Source organism: Lawsonibacter sp. OA9 (assembly GCF_022440585.1).
Genome location: NZ_JAKNTI010000022.1, coordinates 323,831 through 344,999, shown reverse-complemented (window position 1 = coordinate 344,999; position 21,169 = coordinate 323,831). Strand labels below are relative to the sequence as shown.

At 56.4% G+C, this 21,169-nt stretch carries 18 protein-coding genes; 5 read left to right on the top strand and 13 right to left on the bottom strand.

The genetic code is table 11. From position 1 onward, the window contains the following. The first annotated feature begins 696 nt into the window (after nucleotides 1–696). Entirely contained in the window at nucleotides 697–1,077 is a 381-nt protein-coding gene (locus MCG44_RS02605) for a hypothetical protein (protein ID WP_147571115.1), read from the top strand. 45 nt (nucleotides 1,078–1,122) lie between these two features. Here the strand turns inward: MCG44_RS02605 and MCG44_RS02600 are convergent, their stop codons facing one another. The 3 genes from MCG44_RS02600 to MCG44_RS02590 form a co-directional block, all read right to left on the bottom strand. After that, on the bottom strand, nucleotides 1,123–2,181 hold the full coding sequence (locus tag MCG44_RS02600; RefSeq protein ID WP_240286642.1) for a PTS transporter subunit IIC: 1,059 nt from the start codon (nucleotides 2,179–2,181) through the stop codon (nucleotides 1,123–1,125). 122 nt (nucleotides 2,182–2,303) lie between these two features. Further along, nucleotides 2,304–3,719, bottom strand: a complete 1,416-nt coding sequence (locus MCG44_RS02595) for a GH25 family lysozyme (protein ID WP_240286640.1) — start codon at nucleotides 3,717–3,719, stop codon at nucleotides 2,304–2,306. A gap of 207 nt (nucleotides 3,720–3,926) precedes the next feature. Further along, entirely contained in the window at nucleotides 3,927–4,439 is a 513-nt protein-coding gene (locus tag MCG44_RS02590; RefSeq protein WP_240286638.1) for a transcription repressor NadR, read from the bottom strand. Nucleotides 4,440–4,624: 185 nt separating this feature from the next. Between MCG44_RS02590 and proS the strand changes: the two genes are divergently transcribed. Beyond that, complete coding sequence (gene proS / locus MCG44_RS02585; RefSeq protein ID WP_240286637.1) at nucleotides 4,625–6,070, top strand: proline--tRNA ligase; 1,446 nt, start codon at nucleotides 4,625–4,627, stop codon at nucleotides 6,068–6,070. 100 nt (nucleotides 6,071–6,170) lie between these two features. On the opposite strand, the gene MCG44_RS02580 is transcribed toward proS, so the two are convergent. From MCG44_RS02580 to MCG44_RS02565, 4 genes are read right to left on the bottom strand one after another with little or no spacing between them, the layout of a single operon-like run. Then, complete coding sequence (locus tag MCG44_RS02580; RefSeq protein ID WP_240286635.1) at nucleotides 6,171–7,580, bottom strand: DUF4340 domain-containing protein; 1,410 nt, start codon at nucleotides 7,578–7,580, stop codon at nucleotides 6,171–6,173. Then, nucleotides 7,567–9,021 carry a GldG family protein gene (locus MCG44_RS02575; RefSeq protein ID WP_240286634.1) on the bottom strand — a complete coding sequence of 485 codons (1,455 nt, stop codon included), beginning with the start codon at nucleotides 9,019–9,021 and terminating at the stop codon, nucleotides 7,567–7,569. Before MCG44_RS02575 ends, MCG44_RS02580 begins: the two co-directional genes overlap by 14 nt. Beyond that, nucleotides 9,021–9,884, bottom strand: a complete 864-nt coding sequence (locus tag MCG44_RS02570) for an ABC transporter permease (RefSeq protein ID WP_240286633.1) — start codon at nucleotides 9,882–9,884, stop codon at nucleotides 9,021–9,023. Before MCG44_RS02570 ends, MCG44_RS02575 begins: the two co-directional genes overlap by 1 nt. After that, on the bottom strand, nucleotides 9,881–10,861 hold the full coding sequence (locus MCG44_RS02565; protein ID WP_240286632.1) for an ABC transporter ATP-binding protein: 981 nt from the start codon (nucleotides 10,859–10,861) through the stop codon (nucleotides 9,881–9,883). The genes MCG44_RS02570 and MCG44_RS02565 overlap by 4 nt, the downstream gene beginning before the upstream one ends. 161 nt (nucleotides 10,862–11,022) lie before the next feature. Between MCG44_RS02565 and MCG44_RS02560 the strand changes: the two genes are divergently transcribed. The 3 genes from MCG44_RS02560 (at nucleotide 11,023) to MCG44_RS02550 (ending at nucleotide 13,564) form a co-directional block, all read left to right on the top strand. Then, on the top strand, nucleotides 11,023–11,532 hold the full coding sequence (locus MCG44_RS02560) for a hypothetical protein (RefSeq protein ID WP_240286631.1): 510 nt from the start codon (nucleotides 11,023–11,025) through the stop codon (nucleotides 11,530–11,532). 98 nt (nucleotides 11,533–11,630) lie between these two features. Then, nucleotides 11,631–12,305: a response regulator transcription factor gene (locus MCG44_RS02555; protein ID WP_147571125.1), complete on the top strand. Its 675-nt coding sequence runs from the start codon at nucleotides 11,631–11,633 to the stop codon at nucleotides 12,303–12,305. After that, the gene (locus MCG44_RS02550; protein WP_240286629.1) at nucleotides 12,302–13,564 is read left to right on the top strand and encodes a sensor histidine kinase; all 1,263 of its coding nucleotides are present in this window, start codon (nucleotides 12,302–12,304) and stop codon (nucleotides 13,562–13,564) included. The genes MCG44_RS02555 and MCG44_RS02550 overlap by 4 nt, the downstream gene beginning before the upstream one ends. A gap of 314 nt (nucleotides 13,565–13,878) precedes the next feature. Here MCG44_RS02550 and MCG44_RS02545 read toward each other — a convergent pair whose 3' ends face one another. From MCG44_RS02545 to MCG44_RS02520, 6 genes are all read right to left on the bottom strand, one after another. After that, nucleotides 13,879–15,183 carry an acetyl-CoA hydrolase/transferase family protein gene (locus MCG44_RS02545; protein ID WP_412531129.1) on the bottom strand — a complete coding sequence of 435 codons (1,305 nt, stop codon included), beginning with the start codon at nucleotides 15,181–15,183 and terminating at the stop codon, nucleotides 13,879–13,881. 334 nt (nucleotides 15,184–15,517) lie between these two features. Beyond that, complete coding sequence (locus MCG44_RS02540) at nucleotides 15,518–16,888, bottom strand: aldehyde dehydrogenase family protein (RefSeq protein WP_240286627.1); 1,371 nt, start codon at nucleotides 16,886–16,888, stop codon at nucleotides 15,518–15,520. A gap of 37 nt (nucleotides 16,889–16,925) precedes the next feature. Further along, the gene (locus MCG44_RS02535; protein ID WP_240286626.1) at nucleotides 16,926–18,212 is read right to left on the bottom strand and encodes an aminotransferase class III-fold pyridoxal phosphate-dependent enzyme; all 1,287 of its coding nucleotides are present in this window, start codon (nucleotides 18,210–18,212) and stop codon (nucleotides 16,926–16,928) included. Nucleotides 18,213–18,344: 132 nt separating this feature from the next. Then, nucleotides 18,345–19,115 (bottom strand): helix-turn-helix domain-containing protein, encoded by a 771-nt coding sequence (locus tag MCG44_RS14980; protein ID WP_147573393.1) that lies wholly within the window; start codon nucleotides 19,113–19,115, stop codon nucleotides 18,345–18,347. A 55-nt stretch (nucleotides 19,116–19,170) separates the two neighbouring features. Beyond that, the gene (gene larA, locus MCG44_RS02525; RefSeq protein ID WP_147573394.1) at nucleotides 19,171–20,457 is read right to left on the bottom strand and encodes a nickel-dependent lactate racemase; all 1,287 of its coding nucleotides are present in this window, start codon (nucleotides 20,455–20,457) and stop codon (nucleotides 19,171–19,173) included. A gap of 75 nt (nucleotides 20,458–20,532) precedes the next feature. Next, nucleotides 20,533–21,024 (bottom strand): pyridoxamine 5'-phosphate oxidase family protein, encoded by a 492-nt coding sequence (locus MCG44_RS02520; protein WP_186853411.1) that lies wholly within the window; start codon nucleotides 21,022–21,024, stop codon nucleotides 20,533–20,535. Between the last annotated feature and the right edge of the window lie 145 nt (nucleotides 21,025–21,169).

Below are 21,169 nucleotides of genomic sequence, written 5' to 3'. Positions count from 1 at the left end.
AAAGAGGACTTTCGGCAATGTTGCCGAAAGTCCTCTTTCTGTATTAAGGTTTATTAAATGTTCAGAAGGAGGATCCATTTGCAAACCGGATCATCTTGAACGCAAAACGTCAACGCAGGAATCCAACTCACTGAGGCACAAATGTCCCACAACAGAGTCATCCGGGTAGCGTCTGCGTTTCCACCTAGGCCCACAAAGCTCCGAAGGGCAAGCTGAAAACCTGTATTCCAAAAGAAAATACTGGAGCAGTACGCCGCTGAACGCTACTTACCCAATCCGAAGTTCTGTGTGGATGATGGATACTCCAGATTCGTTTAACCGCCTGGGCTGAAACCCACTGAACATTGGGGAAAGGTCTCCATATTCGGCGTCCGATACACCGCCATTCATGACAATGTGGATACGGACAGACGCAAGGACTGCACGGCCCATCACATCCGGTCGTGTATATCCTGGATAAGATAGTGCCGGATGAGACACAAAGCATAGCAGAACCCGCATAGACGGAAAAACCTTGTAGATACTTCTGATGTAATATCTGTCGGGGCTCCAGATACCTAAGAAGTTATCCCAACTAAGGGAGTCACAACAGTCACGCAGCCTTTTAATGGAAAAATTTTTCTTAGCGTGAAACAAACCCCTTCTATTTTCGTCTAATAAAACAGATGGTATTCCTGCGTAGAGGAGGAAAGAACATTGAAAAGGGCGCTGAAAGGTTTGCTGGCTTCCCTGCTGGTACTGGCCTGTCTGGGGATTGCCGCGGTTGGCGTTTTGCAGGCCACAGGCTGGAACCTGATATGGGGTCAGTATCTCCAAGCTGGTGACGGTTCTCATATTATGATTGACCGGCACGGTGATCCCATCATTTTGGGAGACCGCTCTAGAACCGGGAACCTGTTCCATGGATTAAGGGATGGAGACACGGTACTATTCCTCTGTTCTGACATTCAGGAGAGCTATCCTGCCCGCTCACGGGCCTATTGGTGCTTCCGCCTGGAGCGTGGCACTGCCTCCAATCTCCCAGTGGATACGCTGGGCCAGCTGAAGGAACTGGGCTGGCTGCCAGCTACATTTTAAAAAAAGAGGGCAGGCCCCACCGGGGCCTGCCCTCTTTTTTTGCCATCACTGAGGCAATACCAGGTCTCCCTCGCGGATCCAGCCGATCTTCCGCAGCATCTCACAGAAGAACCAGGACAGGATGGCAGGGAGAATAAAGCAGATCAGAGCCATACCCAGCCAGTCAAAGGGGGTGATGGCCGCCTTAACTCCTAGAGCCACATCGTTGACCCAGCCCGACCATACGCCGATCTGTCCCACGAAACCGCAGGTCCCCATGCCAGAGGCCACGCCGCCAGCGGGGTCGTTCATCTGGAGGTGAAATACACAGGTGGCGATGGGGCCGGTGATGGCGGAGGCCAACGTGGGGGGAATCCAGATTCGGGGATTCTTCACGATGTTGGGCATCTGGAGCATAGAGGTACCGATGCCCTGGCTGATCAAACCGCCCCAGCGGTTCTCTTTAAAGGACATGACGGCAAAGCCCACCATCTGGGCACAGCAGCCGGCCACCGCCGCGCCTCCGGCCAGGCCGGTGAGGGTAAAGGCGGCGCAAATAGCGGCGGAAGAGATGGGCAGAGTGAGGGCAATCCCCACCAGTACGGCTACGACAATCCCCATCCAGAAGGGCTGGAGAACAGTAGCGTCCTGGATGAGTTGACCAAAAGCTTTGGCCGCGGCGCCGATGGGCGGGGCGATGAGCAGGGACAGGCCCGCGCCTACGAATACGGTGACGGCGGGGGTGACCAGGATATCCACCTTGGTTTCTTTGGATACCATTTTGCCAATCTCAGCGGCGATGATGGCAATGAACAGAACAGCCAGGGGGCCGCCCGCGCCACCCAGTTTGTTGGCGGACCAGCCCACAGCAGTCAGGGAAAAGAGGACCATCGGATCGGCTTTCAGGGCGTAACCGATGGCCACCGCCATAGCGGGACCGGACATATCAAAGGCAAACTGTCCCACATCCACCAAAAAGGAGAGGGACAACTGCTGGCCCAGGGTCTTGATAATGGTGCCGATGAGCAGGGAGCAGAACAGGCCCTGGGCCATGGCCCCCAGGGCGTCGATACCGTACCGTTTGGCGGATATCTCGATGTTTTTCCGTTTTAGAAACTCTCTCATTCGTAACGCGCCTTTCCCACACAAAATAAAAAAGCTGTACAGGTGTCAAGACACCTGTACAGCCCATTATAGCGCGTGAACTCAGTTTGTCAAGAAAATTCCTCCGGCTGGGGATCCAGGCTTCAGTTCTTTCCCCAGTCCGACCAATCAGTGAGGCACAGGTTCAGATCCACCTTTACCGGGATGCCGGGGACCGTGCCGCTGCTAGAATACTGCCACATATGGTAGTGGTAGCGGAAGCTGGTGGGCACCCAGCCGGTGGTGTAGTGGGCCAGCCAGAAGGGCCAGTCCTGGAGCTGGGCCAGGTCCAGGCCGCCAGCATAGATCTTGGAGGGGCTGCCGTAGGTCATGGGGATATAGCCGGCCTCCTCGATGATGTCACAGAAGACTTTGGCGCATTTGGTCACCGTTTCTCCGTCGGTGTCCTTTGTCCGGGAGTCGGAATCACTGACCTCCTCCCAGTCGAAGACCACGGGGTAGGTGATATCATAGCCCTCGATCCACTCCAGAAGCTGGAGGGCCTCCTCCCGCGCCTCCTCCTCCGTGGTAGCCTGGGAGAAGAAGTAAACGCCCACTTCCAGGCCGTTCCTCAGGGCATTTTGGATGTTGTAGTCAAAATAGGCGTCCTTGTTGATGCTGCCCACAGTATAGCCCCGGTAACCCGCCCGGATCATGGCGAAGTCCACCCCGGCACCGGCCACCTGGGTCCAATCGATCTGCTTCTGGTGAGAAGACACATCCACCCCAATGTAGCTGGGGGCGTCCCCCGTATAGGTCAAAAAGCCGTTCTTGACCACAAATCTGCCGCTGTCATAGTCGTTGCTTGGAATGGGGCCAGGCTCCGTTTCCGGTACATGGATGAAGGACAGGTCGTAATTCATTAGGATGACCGCCCCCTGGGCCCGGGTAGCGGTGCCGGTGGGGTCAAACAGGTTGCCCGGCTTGCCGGAGATGAGACCCACGGACCAGGCCCACTCTACCGCGTCGATGGACCAGCTGGCGATGGATTTCCGGTCCGCGAAGGGGGCGGCCACCTGGGACAGCGGCTCCCCCAAGGTGTGCCAGAGAATGACAGCAAGCTGCTCCCGGGTCACCTTGTCGTCGGGACCGAACCGGCCGTCATCATAGCCGGTGACCAGCCCCTCCTGCCAGGCCCAGAGGATGGCGTCGGCATCGGGGTCGTCCAGGTCCACATCGGAGAAGGGACTGGTCAGTGCCTGGTCCTGTTGGTCCAGGTCCTCGTCCTCCTCCGTCCCGCTCTCGAACTCCTCCCGCTCCAGGGACACCTGGGGCCGGTCATAGATCTGATAGAGGGCGGCGGCCACCATGGCACGGGTTAGAGGAGCCTCCGGCAGGAACTCCAGCGCGTCGGTGGCCTCCATCATCCCCTTCTCCCAGCAGTACTCCACCGCGGCGGTGTACCAGGAGTTCTCGGGCACGTCGGAGAGCTTCGTCCCGGCTGCCGAGGCGGGCAGAGGCAGGGTCATGGCCATGGCCAGCAGGCCGGCGGCAAGGGATCTCAGAGTCTTGTGTTTCATAGCGTTCCTTTCTGTCTGTCGTAGAGTGTGGTGAGTGTTGGGTTAGGTGCAGTATACTCAGCTTGTCGAAAGAGCCCTCCCGCAAGGAATTCCGGTGCCCGCAGGCGGCGGAATAAATTTTGAGGCCGTCATTTCCGGCCACTTTTCGACAGTCTCAGTATACTACGGCAGAGCCAGGCTCTGCCAATGGTATCTTTTGGATGGAGCTCACCGCTCCAGCAGGATGCCCTGCCAAGCCAGCGCCTCTCGTACCCGCTCATAGGCCCCCTGGTCCGGGCAGGCCAGGGTGTGAAGGTGGATCCCCTCGGTTAGCTGGGAAAGGGGGGCAGCGGCCTGACTCCGGCACCGGGCGATGAACTGCCCCACCTGATACCGGTCGGATAGCTGGAGCGGTCCGGTGAGCTGACCGTAGATCGGATGGTCCACGATGACGTCCAGCACCGTGCAGCCCTGGTCTACCATGGCGTTCAATTCCGCCTCCATGGCCTGTCCGTCGTGCTTCACAGCAATCTGCCGCACCAGGCCGGAAGGCGCGTTCTGTACCATATAGCCTCTTGGGGTGGCGGTGATTCCCTGGCCCCCGGCCCGCAAGATGGCCACATCCCCTACAATGATCTGACGGCTGACCGAAAACTCTCTGGCCAGAGCAGTGGCGCTGACCGGGCTCCGGGCCCGCTCCAGCCGTCGGGCAATGGCCTGTCTTCTCTCCTGGGCGTCCATAGCCCTCCCTCCCCTGTCTTGTCATATGCAGTAAGTATATCACTGAGAGGAGAGGTACGCAACGGCACAGACACAGATTTTTCCGGGAACTTTCCGGGAAACCTTGACTTTTCCGCTTGGAATCCATACAATGGACAAGATAAGTCTTCCAATCTCATATCACGATATAAAAGGACTGAAACGACATGGCTCAGAACCCCAACAAAAAGCAGGTGGAACAAATCACCGACATGGAGGTAGACTTCGCCCAGTGGTACACTGACGTGTGTAAAAAGGCGGAGCTGATCGACTACTCATCCATCAAGGGCATGTTCATCTACCGCCCCTACGGCTACGCTATCTGGGAGAACATCCAGCGAGAGATGGACCGGCGCTTCAAGGAGACCGGGCACGAAAACGTATATCTTCCCATGCTCATCCCCGAATCCCTGCTCCAGAAGGAGAAGGACCATGTGGAGGGCTTCGCTCCTGAGTGCGCCTGGGTGACCATGGGGGGAAGCGAGAAGCTGGAGGAGCGCTACTGCATCCGTCCCACCTCCGAAACCCTGTTCTGTGAGCACTACAAAAATGTCATCCACTCCCACCGGGACCTGCCCAAGCTGTATAACCAGTGGTGCTCCGTCCTACGCTGGGAGAAGACCAGCCGCCCCTTCCTGCGCCACCGGGAGTTCCTGTGGCAGGAGGGCCACACCATGCACTCCACCCCGGAAGAAGCCCGGGAAGAGACCATGCGGATGCTCAACGTATACGCCGACTTTATGGAGAATGTGCTGGCCATGCCTGTGGTCCGGGGCCGTAAGACGGACAAGGAGAAATTCAACGGCGCCGAGGAGACCTACACTGTGGAGTGCATGATGCACGACCGAAAGGCCCTTCAGGCGGGCACCAGCCATTACTTCGGCGACGGCTTCGCCCGTGCCTTTGACATCACCTTCACCGGCAAGGACAACCAGCTCCACTACCCCCACCAGACCAGTTGGGGCGTGTCCACCCGGATGATCGGCGGCATCATCATGACCCATGGCGACAACAACGGTTTGGTCCTGCCCCCCCGCGTCGCCCCCATCCAGGCGATGGTCATCCCCGTAGCCCAGCATAAGGAGGGCGTGCTGGAGGCGGCCAACGCCCTGCTGGACCGGCTGAAGGCCGCCGGCATCCGGGCAGGCCTGGACGACAGTGACCAGTCCATGGGCTGGAAGGCCGCCCAGTACGAGATGAAGGGCGTGCCCCTGCGGGTGGAAATCGGTCCCAAGGATATGGAGAAGGACCAATGCTGCGTCTGCCGCCGGGACTCTGGGGAGAAGGTCTTTGTCCCCTTGGCTCAGTTGGAGGACCAGGTGAAGGAGCTGCTGGACTCGGTCCACGACGGACTATTTGCCCGGGCCCAGAAGAACCTGGAGGACCACACCAAGGTGTGCCACACCCTGGAGGAGGTCAAGGCCTTTATGGAGTCTGAGGGCGGCTTCGCCAAAACCATGTGGTGCGGCGAGCTGGACTGCGAGCTGAAGATGAAGGAACAGGCCGGGGTCAGCTCCCGGTGTATGCCCCTGAAGCAGGAGAAGGTGGGCGACGTATGCGTCTGCTGCGGCAAGCCCGCCAAGCACTCCATCCTCTGGGGCGTGGCCTATTGATCGCTGGCATACAGAAAAACAGGGCCGCCGTTTTTCAGAACGGCGGCCCTGTTTTATGCCTTTTGCCCCATGGGGCGCGGTCTGTCCGGCGGACGGGGCTTCAGTTCAGCACGATGGCCTGGACTGCCTCGATGAGGTCCACGGCCCCGGAACGGGCCACCAGGGAGACCGGCTCCCCGTCCACCACCGCCAGGCAGTGCTCGCCGTCCCAGCGGTACAGCTCCACCGCCACCTGCGGGAATGCGTCGTTGTCCAGATAGACGGTCAGGGCAATCTCCTGCCGCTGGGAAGGCCGCTCGTCAGTAAAGCTGTCGGCACTCAGGCTCTCCAGCGCCTCCTGGAACGCGGAGATATCCACTTCCTCCCCCTGGTAGAGCCAGGTCCGGTCCTCGCCCTCGCCCTGGACGGTAAGGGTATGGCTGGCCCCCTCCAGAGTAACTTCGATCTGCCAGATATCCCCAAAGTCGGCGGACAGCACCTCCTGGTGCCGCAAGTCATCGTAGGAAGCGGCCATCAGCTCCTGGTAATCCTCCGACGTAATTTGATAGACAATCTGGGAATCTCCCACTCGCAGATAGGCGGTAATCGTCTCCTCTTCCTCCGTTTCCCCGGTATCTGCCGCCTCCTGGGCGGCCAAGCGCTCCTCCGGGTCCCGGCTGATGTGGAGTATAAGAGTACCGGAGGCCTTTTCCTCTGCCCTGTCCTCGGCTGTATAGTCCACGGTCACCGTCAGCTCCGGCTCATCCAGGCCATAACTGGCCAGTTCCTCCTCAGTAGCATGATAGGTCACATAGTTGTTGGGGGCCAAGTAGCTGATATTATGCAGGTAATCCTCTACCCGCCCAGTGTCCAGCGGGAGCGTCTTTCCATCCCGCTGGGTAAAGTAAATGTCCTCCTCGCACCAGCTTGCGGAGTTGTCCTCCTCATAGGTGACTGTATAGTTCTCCACCCCGTCAAACCGCAGCCGGGTCACCTGATTCAGCTCCGGGATGTCGTCGTGGTCTATCATGTCGCGGAGCCCCGCGTCAAACTGGTCCAGGGGGTCGCTGGCGGCCAGATACACCTTTCCATCCCCAATGGACACATATCGCTGGGAATCCATGGCGCTGAAGTCGCCGAGCAGTATCTCGTAGTTGTTCTCACCTGTACCCAGCGTAATGGTGCATACTGGGTCATCCAGGCCGTACTGACTTGGGTCCTCCACCTCCTCAATGACGAAGGCCGCTGCGAAGGATTGGAACGTCTCCAGCAGCTCGCCTACCTTTTCTCCGTCCACGGGGAACGTCTCATCTCCATCATAGAGCCAGTCCCCATCCCGGTGAAACGACAGGGTCTCCCCCTCATAGGTCCAGGAGAGGGTCTGGACCGCGTCACTGTCGATCTCCAGGACGACCTCTCCGCTGGTTTCAATCCGCTCCTGGCGCTCTTGTACCTGGAGGGCGGCAAATGCCGCAACGCAGCACACCGCCAGGACAGCTAGTAAAATCACGATCCGTTTAGACCGGTACATTTTGCGCACGCCTCCTCTTCAAGACCACCCAGATCCCGATGCCCAGATACAGCAGGGGGAACACGCCGATCATCACCACCTGAAGCAGAGAGGACACAGCGTCGTTGATAGTCAGATAATTGTAATTCAGGGATTTGCTCCGGATGGCCATGGCCTCGCTCTCTCCAATCAGAGAGGACACCGCGTTCATCGCCAGGTCCCCGTTGGCCCCGGAGGAATAGGCGTTGTACATATCATCCAGGAACGCGGAGGAGGAAAACCAGATAATCTGACCTCCACTCCCACAGTCGATGGACACCGCCAGAGCAAAGGGGCCGTCGATATCCCCCTCCTCCTTCTCGTAGGTGTCCAGGTCATAACCGGCGGCCTTGCTGAAGGAGGCGGCCGAGGTGGTGAGCAGGGAAGTCACCCCGCTCCCCTCCCCGTCAGCCGACACCGTCAGTCCCTGGGCGATGGGCATGATGGCCAGGTAATTCTCCTCGATCAGCGAATCGGTAATCCCGTGGCTGTTCATGTCGGGCAGCAGGATATAGGGGACCTGGAAGGCGTAGTGCTCCCGGTCGCCCTCCACCACTACGCCCTCATTGGGTGTCACACCGTAGCTGGCAATCAGCCCGTACAGCTCATCCAGAGGGTCTTCCTGGGTGGGGCCCGCCATGACCAGCAGCTTGCCGCCGCCGCTGGTATACTCGTCCAGCATCTCCACCTCCTTCTGGGACAGGTCGCTATCCGGGCCGTAGATCATGACACAGCCGGCATCCTCCGGCACCGCGTCCACGGTGAGCAGGGAGAGAGGATCGACTTGGATGTTTTCTTTCTCCAGCTGTTCCTGGAAGGTGGCGGGCAGCTCCGCCTCCCCGTGTCCCTCCAGTAGATAGAGCTGGGGCAGCTCCTTTGCGGTCACATAGTCGATGGCGGAGGTGATGGCCCCCTCACCGTCAAAGGAGGTATTGTAGGAGTAAGAGTATATGTCCGCCTCCTGGATATAGATATCGTTGTAGCTGATATAGCGGCTCCGATCCCCACACTCCACGATCAGGCTGTTGTTAGTCACCGTCTCGTCGGTGTACTGCTGGGCGAAGGTGGGGAATACGTCCGGGTTCTTTTTCACGACCTGGATATGGTCAGAGAGGCTTTCGTACTTATTGAGCAGATTTTCGATTACGTCGTCCTCTTTCCCCGACTGGACCACCCAGTAGATCGTTACATCCTCCTCCAGCGCGTTGACCACCACCTTGGTGTTGCTAGTGATGGAGTAGAGCTTGGTGGCGCTCATGTCGTACTTGGTCAGGTTGGAGGGGAGGGCGGAGACAAAGACATTGACTGCCACCAGAATGGCCAGCACCACCGCGGTGACGACAATGGAATAGGCGCCGCCCCGAAAGGCGTTCTGGTTTCCCTTTCTCTGTGGGGCCGATTGGAAAAGTTTTGGCTTGCGCATCAGTTATACCTCCTCTTCTCCAGGGACTGGACCGACAGGAACAGGAAAAATACGATCACAGCAACATAGTAGACAATGGCTGTCATATCGAAAACTCCGTTGACAAAGACATAGAAGCGTTCGAACAGTGACAGCTGTGTCATGATTTTGGGGAGCAGCCCCTCAAAGGAGGCCGCATCCATCTGATAGGCGACCACGGTGACCGCCAGAAGGAGAAAGCTGACGCCGTAAGCCAGCGTCTCATTTTTGGTGAGGTATCTTATGATCCCCCACAGGGCCAGTATCAGTACACAGATGGCCACCATAGACCCGAATGCGGTGGAGGATACATACTCAGACAGGCTCACGCTATAATAGTTGAACAGGATGATCGCAATGCCGATGCCGGCGGCAAAGCCCTGGTTATCCGTAAGAGAGGAGAGGAACATCCCCAGCGCGATCAGCGCGGCACCCAGGACCAAAAAGGCCAGGATAGAGCCGTAGGAGGTGGGCAGGTATACGTCCCCGTATTGGGAGAAGATCAGCGGGTACAGGGAGATCAGACACAGGGGGACGGCATAGACCACCAGCAGAGCCAGATACTTGCCCAGGACCACCTGCACCGTGGTAATGGGCAGGGAGTAAAGCAGCTGATCCGTCTTTTGTCTGCGCTCCTCCGCGATGACCCGCATGGTCAGGATGGGCACGATGACCACGAAGATCAGGCAGCCATAGCTGAGTACGAACTCAAAATTGCTGACCGCGGCCTGAATGTTGTAGCGCAGAGCGCCCAACCCAATAAAGGCCAACAGAAAAGCGCCGAAGATATAGGCTGTCAGCGAGTGAAAATAGTTCTTCAGCTCATGTTTCCATACTGCTATCATCCCTGCTCCACCTCCCCTTCCGCTCCATTTTCATCATGAGGAGATGCCTCCGTTAGCTCCAGGAACACGTCCTCTAGGCTGGCTTTTTTCAGGCTCATCTCCAGCAGGGGGATTCTCCTGTCGGCAAAGGCAAAAAAGATAGCCCTAGATGCCTCGTGGATGCGCTCCAGCCCGGTGTGGATGCAGGCTGTGACCAAGCCCTGCTCTCCCTCTCTCCAGTCGATGTCCGTAATTCCGCAAACCCCAGACAGGGCGGCCTTGACCTCGTCCTCGGGTGCCTCCGCCGTGATGGTGATCTCGTTTGGCGTCATCAGAGTACGCTCCAGGTGTTCCGGAGTGTCGAAGGCCACCAGCTTTCCGTGGGCGATCATGATGATCTGGTCACAGATGGTCTGGACCTCGGAAAGGATGTGAGAGCTGAAGATCACCGTGTGGGTCCGTCCCAGCTCACGGATCAGGTCGCGGATCTCAATGATTTGGAGCGGATCCAGCCCCACCGTGGGCTCATCCAGGACAATGACCTGCGGGTTTCCCAGCAGCGCCTGGGCAATACCCACCCGCTGCCGGTAGCCCTTGGACAGAGCGGAGATCCGGCGGCCCCTCATCCGCTCTATTCCAGTCTGCTCCATGACCTCCTCTATTTGGTTCTTCAGCTCCAGACCATGCAGCCCTTTGGCCTCCCCCACGAAACGCAGGTACTCCTCCGGGGTTTCGTTCATATACAGAGGCGGCTGCTCCGGCAGATAGCCAATGAGCCGTTTGGCCTGATTCGGCTGCTCAAAAATGTCGTATCCTCCGATTCTCACATGACCCTCCGTCGCTGACAGGCAGCCGGTCATCATGTTCATCGTAGTAGACTTCCCCGCTCCGTTGGGCCCCAGGAATCCATAGATCTGTCCGCTCTCGATCCTAATGCTTAGATCAGAAACCGCGGTGATATCCCCATATCGTTTGGTGAGATGTTCGATCTCGATCAAGGACGCTTCCTCCTTTTCTTTCAATGGGGCCATTATAAAGACAGAACTTAAAACCAAGTTAAAAAAGGTCCGCCGCCTTTTTTAAGTACATTTTGAGTTTGACTTTTACAATGGCAGGCAGAACCCCGCCTACGCGGCGGGCTGACAGGAGGTATGAATAATTGAAATCCATCAATCGTACAGCTTATGTCTTGTTGTTCACATTTTTGCTCTTGTTTTCCGGAGGGTGTACTGATACAGTAGAGGCAGACCATTCCTCCTCATCCTCCGCGCCTCCCCTCGCTTCCTCCGGCGACACCGGGGAAGGAAGCCTTAACATCCTCGCCAGCTTTCAGCGGGAGGACGGCAGTCCCCTGACCGAGCAGTCCATCCGGCTCTCCGCGGGTGACAAAAGCGCGGAATATCCCTTGGATGAGTGGGGGGAGCTGCGGGTTTCCGGCCTTCCGCGGAAAATGACTCTGGAGGTGACCGTTCTGGATAAGGAGTCGGGTCCTCTGGGTACCATCACCATCTCCTTCTCCGAGGGCACTGTCATTGACGCCTCTACCGATCAGGAGGGGGCGGGGTATGTGGTGGTCAAAGAGGACACGGAAGCGGTTGATCTGCTCTTTGTCCTCTGTGACGATGGCTCCATCCAATGTGATCTGGATCTGGGCCGGGACACCGCCTGACTGGACAGCATGCGCAGGGGGATGGCCGCTCCGTATCGAGGTAATTTAGCCGGGGAGCGTATCACTTTGGGTTTTTCTGCCCAAAAGGAGGGATCTGAATGCGGATCTTGGTCGCCGATGATGAGACAGAGATGACAGACGTTCTGGAGGCTCTCTTGAGTCGGGAGCACTATGCGGTGGATATCGTCCATGACGGGCAGGACGCCTTGGACTATGGGCTGACCGGGAATTACGACTGTCTGGTCCTGGATATCATGATGCCGAAGCTGGATGGGCTCCAGGTCCTCCGGGCACTCCGGGACCGGGGCATCTCAACTCCTGTACTCCTACTTACCGCGAAAAGTCAAGTGGCCGACCGGATCGCCGGATTGGACAGCGGCGCGGACGACTATCTCCCCAAGCCCTTTCACCCCGGCGAGTTTACGGCCAGGGTGCGGGCTCTGACCCGCCGGGGCACGGAGTATACCCCCGACCTGCTCTCCGCTGGGAACATCACCCTGGACCGCACCACCTTCGAGCTGCGCCGCGGTCCCTCCTCCATCCGTCTGGGCAGCAAGGAATTCCAGATGCTTGAGCTTCTGATGTGTCATATCGGTTGCCCCATCTCCACAGAGCGGTTCATGGAGCGGATCTGGGGCTATGACAGCGAGGCGGAGATCAATGTGGTCTGGGCCTATATTTCCTATCTTCGGCGGAAGCTGGAGTCTCTGGGCGCTAATGTCCGCATCGTAGCCCGCCGTGGGCAGGGATACCTGCTGGAGGAGATCTCATGATCCGCTCTCTGCGCCGGAGGTTCATCCTCATCGCCATGCTCTCCCTGCTGGGGACGCTGGCCGTCCTGTGCACTGCCATTGGCCTTGGCGCCCACTACACCGCCACGAGCCGGGCGGACCGCGCCATCACACTGCTTTATGAGAACGACGGCGTATTCCCTGCCCCGGCGGAGACTCACGACCCGGCAGCGGCCTTCGGGTTCCACATTACCCAGGAGACTCCCTTCGAGACCCGCTATTTCATCGTGGAATTGACCGCCGACCAGGAAGTACGGGGCGTCGATATCGACCATATCGCCGCCGTCGACCGACAGGCCGTAGTAGAGAGCATCAATGAGATCCTCTCCTCTGACCGGCCTCGGGGCTATGCCAACTACTACCGCTATGGCATATTTCATCATGAGGATGGAGGAAGCACTATTGTCGTGCTGGACTGCTTTCTCCAGCTCCAGTTCGCCTATAACGCCCTCCGTATCACTGTCATCGTGGCCATCTCCTGCGCCGTAATCGTCTTTCTGCTGCTGATGCTACTGTCCAAACGAGCGGTGAGACCCTTCGTGGAGAATCTGGAGCGGCAGAAACGGTTTGTCACCGACGCCTCCCATGAGCTGAAAACGCCGCTGGCTATTCTGGCGGCGGACGTGGAGCTGCTGCGTCAGCCGAATACCGAACAAAAGTGGATCGACAGCGCCCAGGCACAGATTACCCGGATGGACAAGCTGATTAAAAACTTGGTGGAATTGGCCCGGACAGAGGAAACCATAGAGGACAGCGCCGTTACCTCCTTTTCTCTCAGCGAGGTGGCTCAGGCCAGCGCAGAAGGCTTTCAGCCGCTGGCAGAGGCGGAGGGCAAACGCCTGGAGGCCCACATCCCACCCGCTGTCGAGCTCCGTGGGGTGCAGGAAAATATGTTTCGTCTGTTTTCCATTCTGCTGGACAACGCGGTCAAATACTGTGATCCAGGGGGAACGATCCGTCTCTCCCTGGGCCAGCGGGGACGGAATATATATCTCTCTGTCTCCAACCCCTGCGCAGGGGCGGATACCGCCCAGTTGCCCCGCTGGTTCGACCGCTTTTACCGGGCGGACTCCTCCCGCGCCCGCGCTACCGGCGGCTATGGGATCGGCCTGTCCACTGCGAGGGCAATCGTGTCCCGGCACCGCGGCCGGATTACCAACCGCTGTGAAAACGGCCAAGTCACTTTCTCTGTCGTAATCCCACAGTTTCCAAAGGTTAGAAAAAGCGCAGTACATAGATGAGCATCTGCTCTCCGAGACATAAGGAACAGGGACTTTGATATGCGTGACATATATACTTTAGGGCGCAGAAACAGTATCACGCCCTCCGGTGGGGCAAGGGCCACATCGGAGGGCGTGAAGGCCATATTTTACGTTTTCTTTCTCAAGTCAGTTGGCATCCATTTTTATCACTAAACATAACTTATATCCTCTCCATTTCAGCAATACCAAGCTCCTCCATGGTATGTGCATCTTGACCGCATCAAGACGACAAATGCATGGAGTATGCGAAACGCTATGATGCTGCCCCTAGAGATCACGATAGTTCTTCTCTATCAATGGAAGTTATCTTTAGCGTATTGAAGCAGTTCCTCCCGGAAGTCAGGGTGAGCAATAGCGGCCATGGCAGCGGCTCTCTCGCCTAAAGACAGGCCATGCAGATGGGCCACGCCGTACTCAGTAGCCACGCACTCAACCATGGTACGGGGGACAGATATGGTGCTGCCCCCCGGAATGGTGGGAACAATGTTGGATTTCAGATTGCCCTCCTTGTCCCTTCTGGAGGAATTGATGCAGATATAGCCCCGTCCGCCCCTGGAGCGGAAGGCGCCCTCCAGAAAGTCCATCTGGCCGCCTATGCCGGACAGCTGCCTGCTGCCTGCCGATTCGGCGTTCTCCTGTCCCATCAAGTCCAGCTGAACACCTCCATTGATGCTGATGAAATTGCTCATCTTCCCCATGCGTTCCGGGGAATGGACATGGTCCACATCGCCGGGATAGAACAGCTCCGGCTCATTTTCCAGCCAGTCATACAGCTCCTGAGAGCCCATCGCCAGGTTCCAGGTAGAGTAACCGGCATCCACCTCCTTGCGGGCGTTGGTCAGCTTTCCCGCCTTGTGGATCGCCAGGAAGGCATCGCTGATAGTGCCTGTCCAGCAGCCCAGGTCCTTCAGGTCGGATTCCGCCAGCATCTTGGCCACAGTGAAGGGAACGCCGCCTACGCCCAGCCCCAGCACGGCCCCGTCCGGGATCTCCGCCACCACATTGCGGGCAATCTGGATATCTACCGGCGAGGGGTCCTTATAGGTACGCAGAGGCAGCGGTTCATGGACCCCCTCCACGACATACGTGGCTTCCGACAGGTGGACGCGGTGGGAGCCGTTGACCCCCTGAAGCTTGGGCAGCCGCTCATTGATCTCAAAGATCACCGTACGCGCGTTTTCAAAAATCGTCCGCCAGGCATAGTTGGAAATTCCCAGGCCGCAGTAGCCGTCCCCATCCGGTTTGGACACAGGGACGAAGGCCACATCGACCCTGATATAGCTCCGGTAGAGCTCCGGCAGGGCCCGGAGCATCATAGGCAGAAACTTCACCAGCCCTCTGCTCTGCAGCTTCCGCTCATAGTCCCCGATATGCCAGCTGTAGTAGGTGAACGCGGACTGCTCCGGGTCGCGCTCCACCACCTCGATCCGGGGCCGGATCACCAGGCCGCCCCGGATCTTGACATCCTTCAGCTCCTCTTTTCTCGCCGCAAGCGCCCGGTCCATCAGTTCGGGAAAGCCCGCGCCAAAGCCGTAATCTACCCAGTCGCCGGATCGAACCGCTTTTGCCGCCACTTCGGGAGTAACAAATTTACTCATATAGTTTTGTACCATCTTTTCTCTCCTTCCAAAATATACATCGCAATATTTCTGAAGCGCCTCATGAGCCTCGATACTCTCCTTGATCCTCATATCATTATGGTCCAAACATTCTGCCCCCTGTTGTCCCATTTAAGTATAATCAATCTGTCAAGCTCTTTGCTGCCCATGCCTGCCTCAGAAATATTTTTACCTATTTTTCAACAAACACCATTCATTTCTCTAACGCGGAAAAGTCCGGCTAACATGAAGCCGGACTTTTCCGTAAAGTACCCAGACAGAAGAAATTGGGGAACTATTATGGTCAAGAATACTCTAATATTGAAAAAAGAGATCAGTCCGCCCAAATTTCCTCATCAGTGGGGATGTACATATCAGGGACCTTATAGGAAATGCGGCTCACATTCATCAGGTGGGTGAACCACAGGTTCTCGCTGATGGCGTTGTTGCCCCAGGTGCCGCAGCCCAGCGTGGTGGTGGGATTCAGACCGTTGTCCATAGCGCCGCCCAGAGCGGTGCCGCCTACCTGATTGACTGCATAGCGGGACACGTTGACGACGGTGGGAACAGCCTCGATATGCTCGGTGTTGTTGGAGTGGATGACCACGCTGTGGCCCATGCCCTCCATCTCCAGGTTGGCCCGGGCGATCTCCATGCACTCCTCCCAGGTGTCGTAGGTAAAGAGCGCCAGCATGGGGAACAGCTTCTCCTTCGCCAGGACCTCCTGACGGGCATAGCCCTTGGTGCAGCATACCAGGACCTTGGTATCCTCAGGGATCCCCTCCAGACCGGCCAAATCAGCCATCTGCTGGATCGTGGTGCCAGTCCACTCCTTGTTGAATACGCCGTCGGGGAAAGCGCTGTTGCGGACCTTGTCGGCATCGGCCTGGTTGTCAATGTAGTAAGCGCCATTCGCTCTCAGCGCGGCCACCATCTCATCTACCTTATCCTTGGGACAGATCACGTTCTGCTCACAGGTGCACAGAACGCCATTGTCAAAGGTACGGCCCGCGATGACCATCTTGGCTACCTCGTCATAGTCCACATCCCGGTCCACCAGGACCTGAACATTGCCCTGGCCGACACCCAAAGCCGGTTTCCCGGAGGAGTAAGCCACCTTTACCAGGCCTGGGCCGCCAGTGCAGATGCACAGATCCACGGTCTTCATCAGGCCGGCGGACAGCTCCATAGTAGGTTCTTTAATAATCTGGATCAGGTTCTTGGGCATACCCAGCTTATCCAGCGCCTCGTTCATCAGCTCAACCGCCCGGACGCCGACGCCCTTCGCGCGGGGATGGGGGCAGATAATGACGGCGTTGCCGCACTTCAGAGCGCACATGGAGTTGTGCATGGGGTTGATGACGGGGTTGGTGGTAGCGGTGACGCAGCCCACTACGCCGATGGGCTTGGCGACCTTCATAATACCATTGACCTCGTCCCGATCAATGATCCCGCGGCTCTTCTGGTCCTTCATGCGCCACCAGGTGCTCTTGGATTTGTTCTTGCACTTGGCGATCTTGCTGTCCACGCGCCCCATCCGGGTCTCTTCCACCGCCATCTTGGCCAGTTCCTCCGCATGGTCATAAATCGCCTTGCCAATCGCCTTGGCGGCAGCATCCACCTGCTCCTGGCTCATCTTCTCAAATTCCTTCTGGGCCGCGCGCGCGGCGTCTACCAGCGACTGCAGATATTCCTGTGTATCCACGATAGTGACCTCCTAATTGTATCCTATAATCAGTTTCTCAGCCCTTCAGTGCCGCGGCAATGGACTCATCAATAATCTGGAACACGGTATCCAGAGTGGCCTCATCCACATTCAGCGGGGGGATCAGGCGGATGTTGTTGTGGTCGGCGCCGCAGTTGAGCAGCAGCAGGTCACGCTTCAAAGCCTCAGCCTGGACGGCGGCGCACAGGGCCCCGTCGGGAGCGTTGTCCTCAGGCTTAACGAACTCGATGGCGTTCATCAGGCCCAGGCCGCGCACATCCCCAATGACATCGTACTTCTTCTGCAGGTCATAGAACTTGCCGCGGACAACTTCGCCCATCTTCTTCACATTCTCAAGAACGCCGCCCTCATACAGCTCTTCCAGAACCGCCAGGGAGGCCGCGCAGGAAACGGGGTTGCCGCCGTAGGTTCCGCCGTGAGCACCCTTGGCCCACTTGTCCATGATCTCCTTCTTGCCAAAGACAGCGGACAGGGGCAGGCCGCCAGCGATGGCCTTCGCGGAGGTAAAAATGTCAGGCTCTACGCCCAGAGTCTGCCAGGCATACAGGTTGCCGGTGCGGCCAAAGCCCGTCTGGACTTCGTCAAAGATCAGCATGATGCCGTGTTTGTCACACAGCTCACGGACATACTTCAGCCACTCCACTGGGGGGACCACATAGCCGCCCTCGCCCTGAACAGGCTCCATCATGATCGCCGCTACCATAGAGGGATCCACGATCTTCTTGAAGATCTCATCAAACTGAGTGAAATACTCCTTGGGGCACTTGCCGTCCTCCATCTTGTAGGGAGTCCGGAACAGATAGGGATACTCGGCAAAGTAGACGCTGGGCATCATGGGCTCGTAGTTCTTGCGGTAGGCAGCGTTGGAAGTGGTAATAGTCGCGGTTGCCATGGTACGGCCGTGGAAGGCGTTTTTCATGGAGATGATGACAGGACGCTGGGTTGCGTACTTCGCCAGCTTCATGGCGCCCTCGTTGGCCTCAGCTCCGGAGTTGGAGAAATACACCTTGTACTTATTGCCGGTCTTCTCCACCAGCTTCTCCATCAAAGTAGTATAGGGCTCATAGTACAGAATGTTATGTCCGGCGTGGATCAGAGTATGCAGCTGCTTCTCAGCGGCAGCGATCACCTTGGGGTGGCAGTGGCCGAGGGCGTTCGTGGCAATACCGGATGCCATATCCAGAATCTTCCGGCCATCCTCCGTATACAGATAACAGCCTTCTCCCCTTACAACACAGGGCGTTGTCTCCGCGTGCATCGCCATTGGGGGCAGGAGTACCTTGCTTCTCTCATGCTGAGTCATAAACGTCAATCCTTTCTATTCATTATTGTTTGGGTCTTAAGAAATTTCTTTAAACATGCTTCATTAACTTGGCCACATTGTATCATCTGAGGAAAAAGAAAGATTGTAAAAAGTGGACATATCATCCAGTCCCTAGACGACCAAGCCAACCTTGCTGCGGCATACCTGATTCAAAAAAGAACTTGGGGTCATAGAAGTATATTGTTTGAAGTCATGGATAAAGTGAGGCTGGTCGTAGTAGCCAAGATCAACAATGACATCCATTATATCGGTATACTCTAAATAAGTGATGGCAGTTTGGGCTCGAATGATATCAGAGTATTTTTTGAGCGAGAGGCCAAAATGGCATTTAAAAATGTTGCTGATATAACGTTGACTATATCCCAAGGTACTTGTCATGTCTGATACCTTCAAGGTGCCAGGGGAATTAACAATCAATTTGGCTACGCAGTTGGCGATTATATGGATTGGAACGGTCTGCTGTCTGTAGAAGAACCGGCGTGTAGCCTCAACCATACTGAGGAAGTCAGGCATCTCCCCCAATTCCTGCTCAAAGGAACCGGTATCAAGAAATTCAGAGAGCGGGATGCGATTGCCCACCAGAGAGGCAACATCCTGTTTCAAAAACTTAAAATGGATACCCGGCTGCAACTTCAGGCCAAAACAACGGCAGCAGGAACTGATGAGGGATTTTTTTCCCTGGAGAAAGCTCCCACATACATATCCACGGCAGACATTGCTCTCCCATGTGAATTGCAAATCGACACAGCCGTCAGGAATGGCAATAATATCAATTTTTTTAGGATTTTCCAGCAGATATGCCTTTTCAAAGACCGGATCATCCAGCAGGACTTCCTGATAGCCAATCTGATGGCGGTTGATATAAAATGTCTTGAAATTCACATATGTACCCCCCAGGTGATGTTCAGGCTACATAAACGCCCATAAAGGGTATAGGTTAATCTTCTAAAAGAGGAATCACTTCGCCGCCTTCTCCAATTATAAGGAGGAAAGGATCTTCAAATCTTTCTAGCGCCTGTTGCAGGGCCTGCTGTAAATTGGCTGGAGAACAATGGGACATTTGCCCACGCCGGCAATCTTCTGGCAGCAGGCCGTCAGTCACCAGCGTGACGTTTGAATGTCGAACTACTCGGCCCATACTCACACCTACCGCCATGGTAAGCAGATCCTCTCCAGTATTTTGGGAAGCAATGCGGTGGGAGAGAACCTCTGTTCCGTTTTCCAATGCCATATAATCCAGTATCTGGGGATGGGGTCCTACTCCTTCGGTACAGGCGGCCAAAAGAAGGAACTCGCCCCCCTTTGCGATCACACGAGTAGGACCATAGGCCGCTTTTCCACACTGCCAGAAATCGATGTCGATGGGGTAAGCAGAGGCCAGCACCACATCAGGCCGTTGCTTCAAAGATACACCGCACACAGCCTGGGCATAGGATACCGCCTTCCGGTGGGCATGGATATAATGCCCTGCTACTGCGCGATACAGATTCATATTCTCGTCCAACACGGTGTTGATAATGTAGTGTAAGCCTATATTTTTGGTCCACTCCTCCACTGCCAGACGAACAGGACATTCCACCATGCCTAGAAGCACTTCATCCCGAAGTCCCTGCATGACATGGAACTCAGAGACAATATCGGCAGAAGTAATACCAGGATAGAGGATCTTCGCGCCGCCTGACCAGCCCATACAGCCGTGCGGCACCACATTTCCAATGCCGATACGTATATCTGCCTCCATAGCTGGCTTATATACCCGGATCGGCGTGCCTAATTCGCTAGTGCCAACCTGGGTGAGCATATCGGGATTCTCAAATTCGCTGTTGAGAATTTGGTAGCGGTCCACAATATCCTGTCCGAATTTGGCTGCAATTTCCTCTTGTGTCATGGGCCGGTGGCTGCCCAGCGCAATGACAATAAAAATATCACGTCGAAGGATCCCAGCCCCTTCAATGCGGGGCAGGAGTTCCTGGAGTATGGTTCGGACAGGTGTCACGCGGGTATTGTCATCACTGATGATACAAACCCTTTGGCCAGGTCGAAGCAGGTTTTCGATCCGAGGCGCGCCGATAGGGTGGTCCAGCGCATCCCGAATCAGTCCGCCGTAATCAGTTACTTTTTCTGTCTGATTTAGTCGGGCATATTGAAATCGAATACCGTCCGGGATGCGGACAGTATAGCTCTTGTTTCCGCAGCGCAACGCAATACATCTGTCATCGTTCATAAGAAGCGTCCCCAATAACGGTAAAATTCAAATATGAACTGTGAAAGCTGTCGACCAAAGGTTCAGGAATACTTGTCAACAGTTCGCTGGTCTCTTTTTTTGCTTGCCCCTGGCCTCCGCAATATCAACGCGCCAGACAGAGGTGGCGGCGAGGGTAGACTGTATGGCGTGGCTGAAGCCAGACATATGCTCAGGCATTAACTTTTCACACAGCAAACGCAGAGCTTCAATCATTTCCTCTTGGTCCGTGACCTCAACGGCGGTGCCAGTAACGATGGCAGACTGAAAATAGGTGGTATATGTGTTGGGCGCGACAAATTCCGGCTCGTCCCCCCCTACGAAAGTAATGCACACATTGGGGTTGGCGTGCAGCAGGTCCAGCTTTCTCCCTCCCGCCTTGGCGCAGTGGAAGTAGAGGCAGTTGCCATTTCGAACAAAGGAGAGGGGCAGACAATAGGGAAATGCCTCGCTGGTATGAATAGACATTACGCCATGAGAGCAGTGGTCAATCAAGGACAGGGCAAATTCTTCCCCCTGCTCCCGATCGCTTCTACGCATTGGATACATAACAGCTCCTCCTCAAAACAGAAATATGTCACAGTGTCACAAAACCGCGTGGAATATCTTTTGCCCAGATTGGATGGAAACAAAGCCGGAGGAAAGCGCAGGGCAATCCAACAGCTTTGTTTCCACCAATCATACATGCGCAGGA

Bases quoted from the DNA above. Each gene is read 5' to 3' on its own strand.
- proS (WP_240286637.1), top strand. From the start codon at position 4,625: ATGGCTCAGAACCCCAACAAAAAGCAGGTGGAACAAATCACCGACATG.
- MCG44_RS02575 (WP_240286634.1), bottom strand. From the start codon at position 9,021: ATGCGCAAGCCAAAACTTTTCCAATCGGCCCCACAGAGAAAGGGAAAC.
- MCG44_RS02535 (WP_240286626.1), bottom strand. From the start codon at position 18,212: ATGACTCAGCATGAGAGAAGCAAGGTACTCCTGCCCCCAATGGCGATG.
- MCG44_RS02600 (WP_240286642.1), bottom strand. From the start codon at position 2,181: ATGAGAGAGTTTCTAAAACGGAAAAACATCGAGATATCCGCCAAACGG.
- MCG44_RS02570 (WP_240286633.1), bottom strand. From the start codon at position 9,884: ATGATAGCAGTATGGAAACATGAGCTGAAGAACTATTTTCACTCGCTG.
- MCG44_RS02550 (WP_240286629.1), top strand. From the start codon at position 12,302: ATGATCCGCTCTCTGCGCCGGAGGTTCATCCTCATCGCCATGCTCTCC.
- MCG44_RS02545 (WP_412531129.1), bottom strand. From the start codon at position 15,183: ATGAGTAAATTTGTTACTCCCGAAGTGGCGGCAAAAGCGGTTCGATCC.
- larA (WP_147573394.1), bottom strand. From the start codon at position 20,457: ATGAACGATGACAGATGTATTGCGTTGCGCTGCGGAAACAAGAGCTAT.
- MCG44_RS02590 (WP_240286638.1), bottom strand. From the start codon at position 4,439: ATGGACGCCCAGGAGAGAAGACAGGCCATTGCCCGACGGCTGGAGCGG.
- MCG44_RS02595 (WP_240286640.1), bottom strand. From the start codon at position 3,719: ATGAAACACAAGACTCTGAGATCCCTTGCCGCCGGCCTGCTGGCCATG.
- MCG44_RS02580 (WP_240286635.1), bottom strand. From the start codon at position 7,580: ATGTACCGGTCTAAACGGATCGTGATTTTACTAGCTGTCCTGGCGGTG.
- MCG44_RS02555 (WP_147571125.1), top strand. From the start codon at position 11,631: ATGCGGATCTTGGTCGCCGATGATGAGACAGAGATGACAGACGTTCTG.
- MCG44_RS02520 (WP_186853411.1), bottom strand. From the start codon at position 21,024: ATGTATCCAATGCGTAGAAGCGATCGGGAGCAGGGGGAAGAATTTGCC.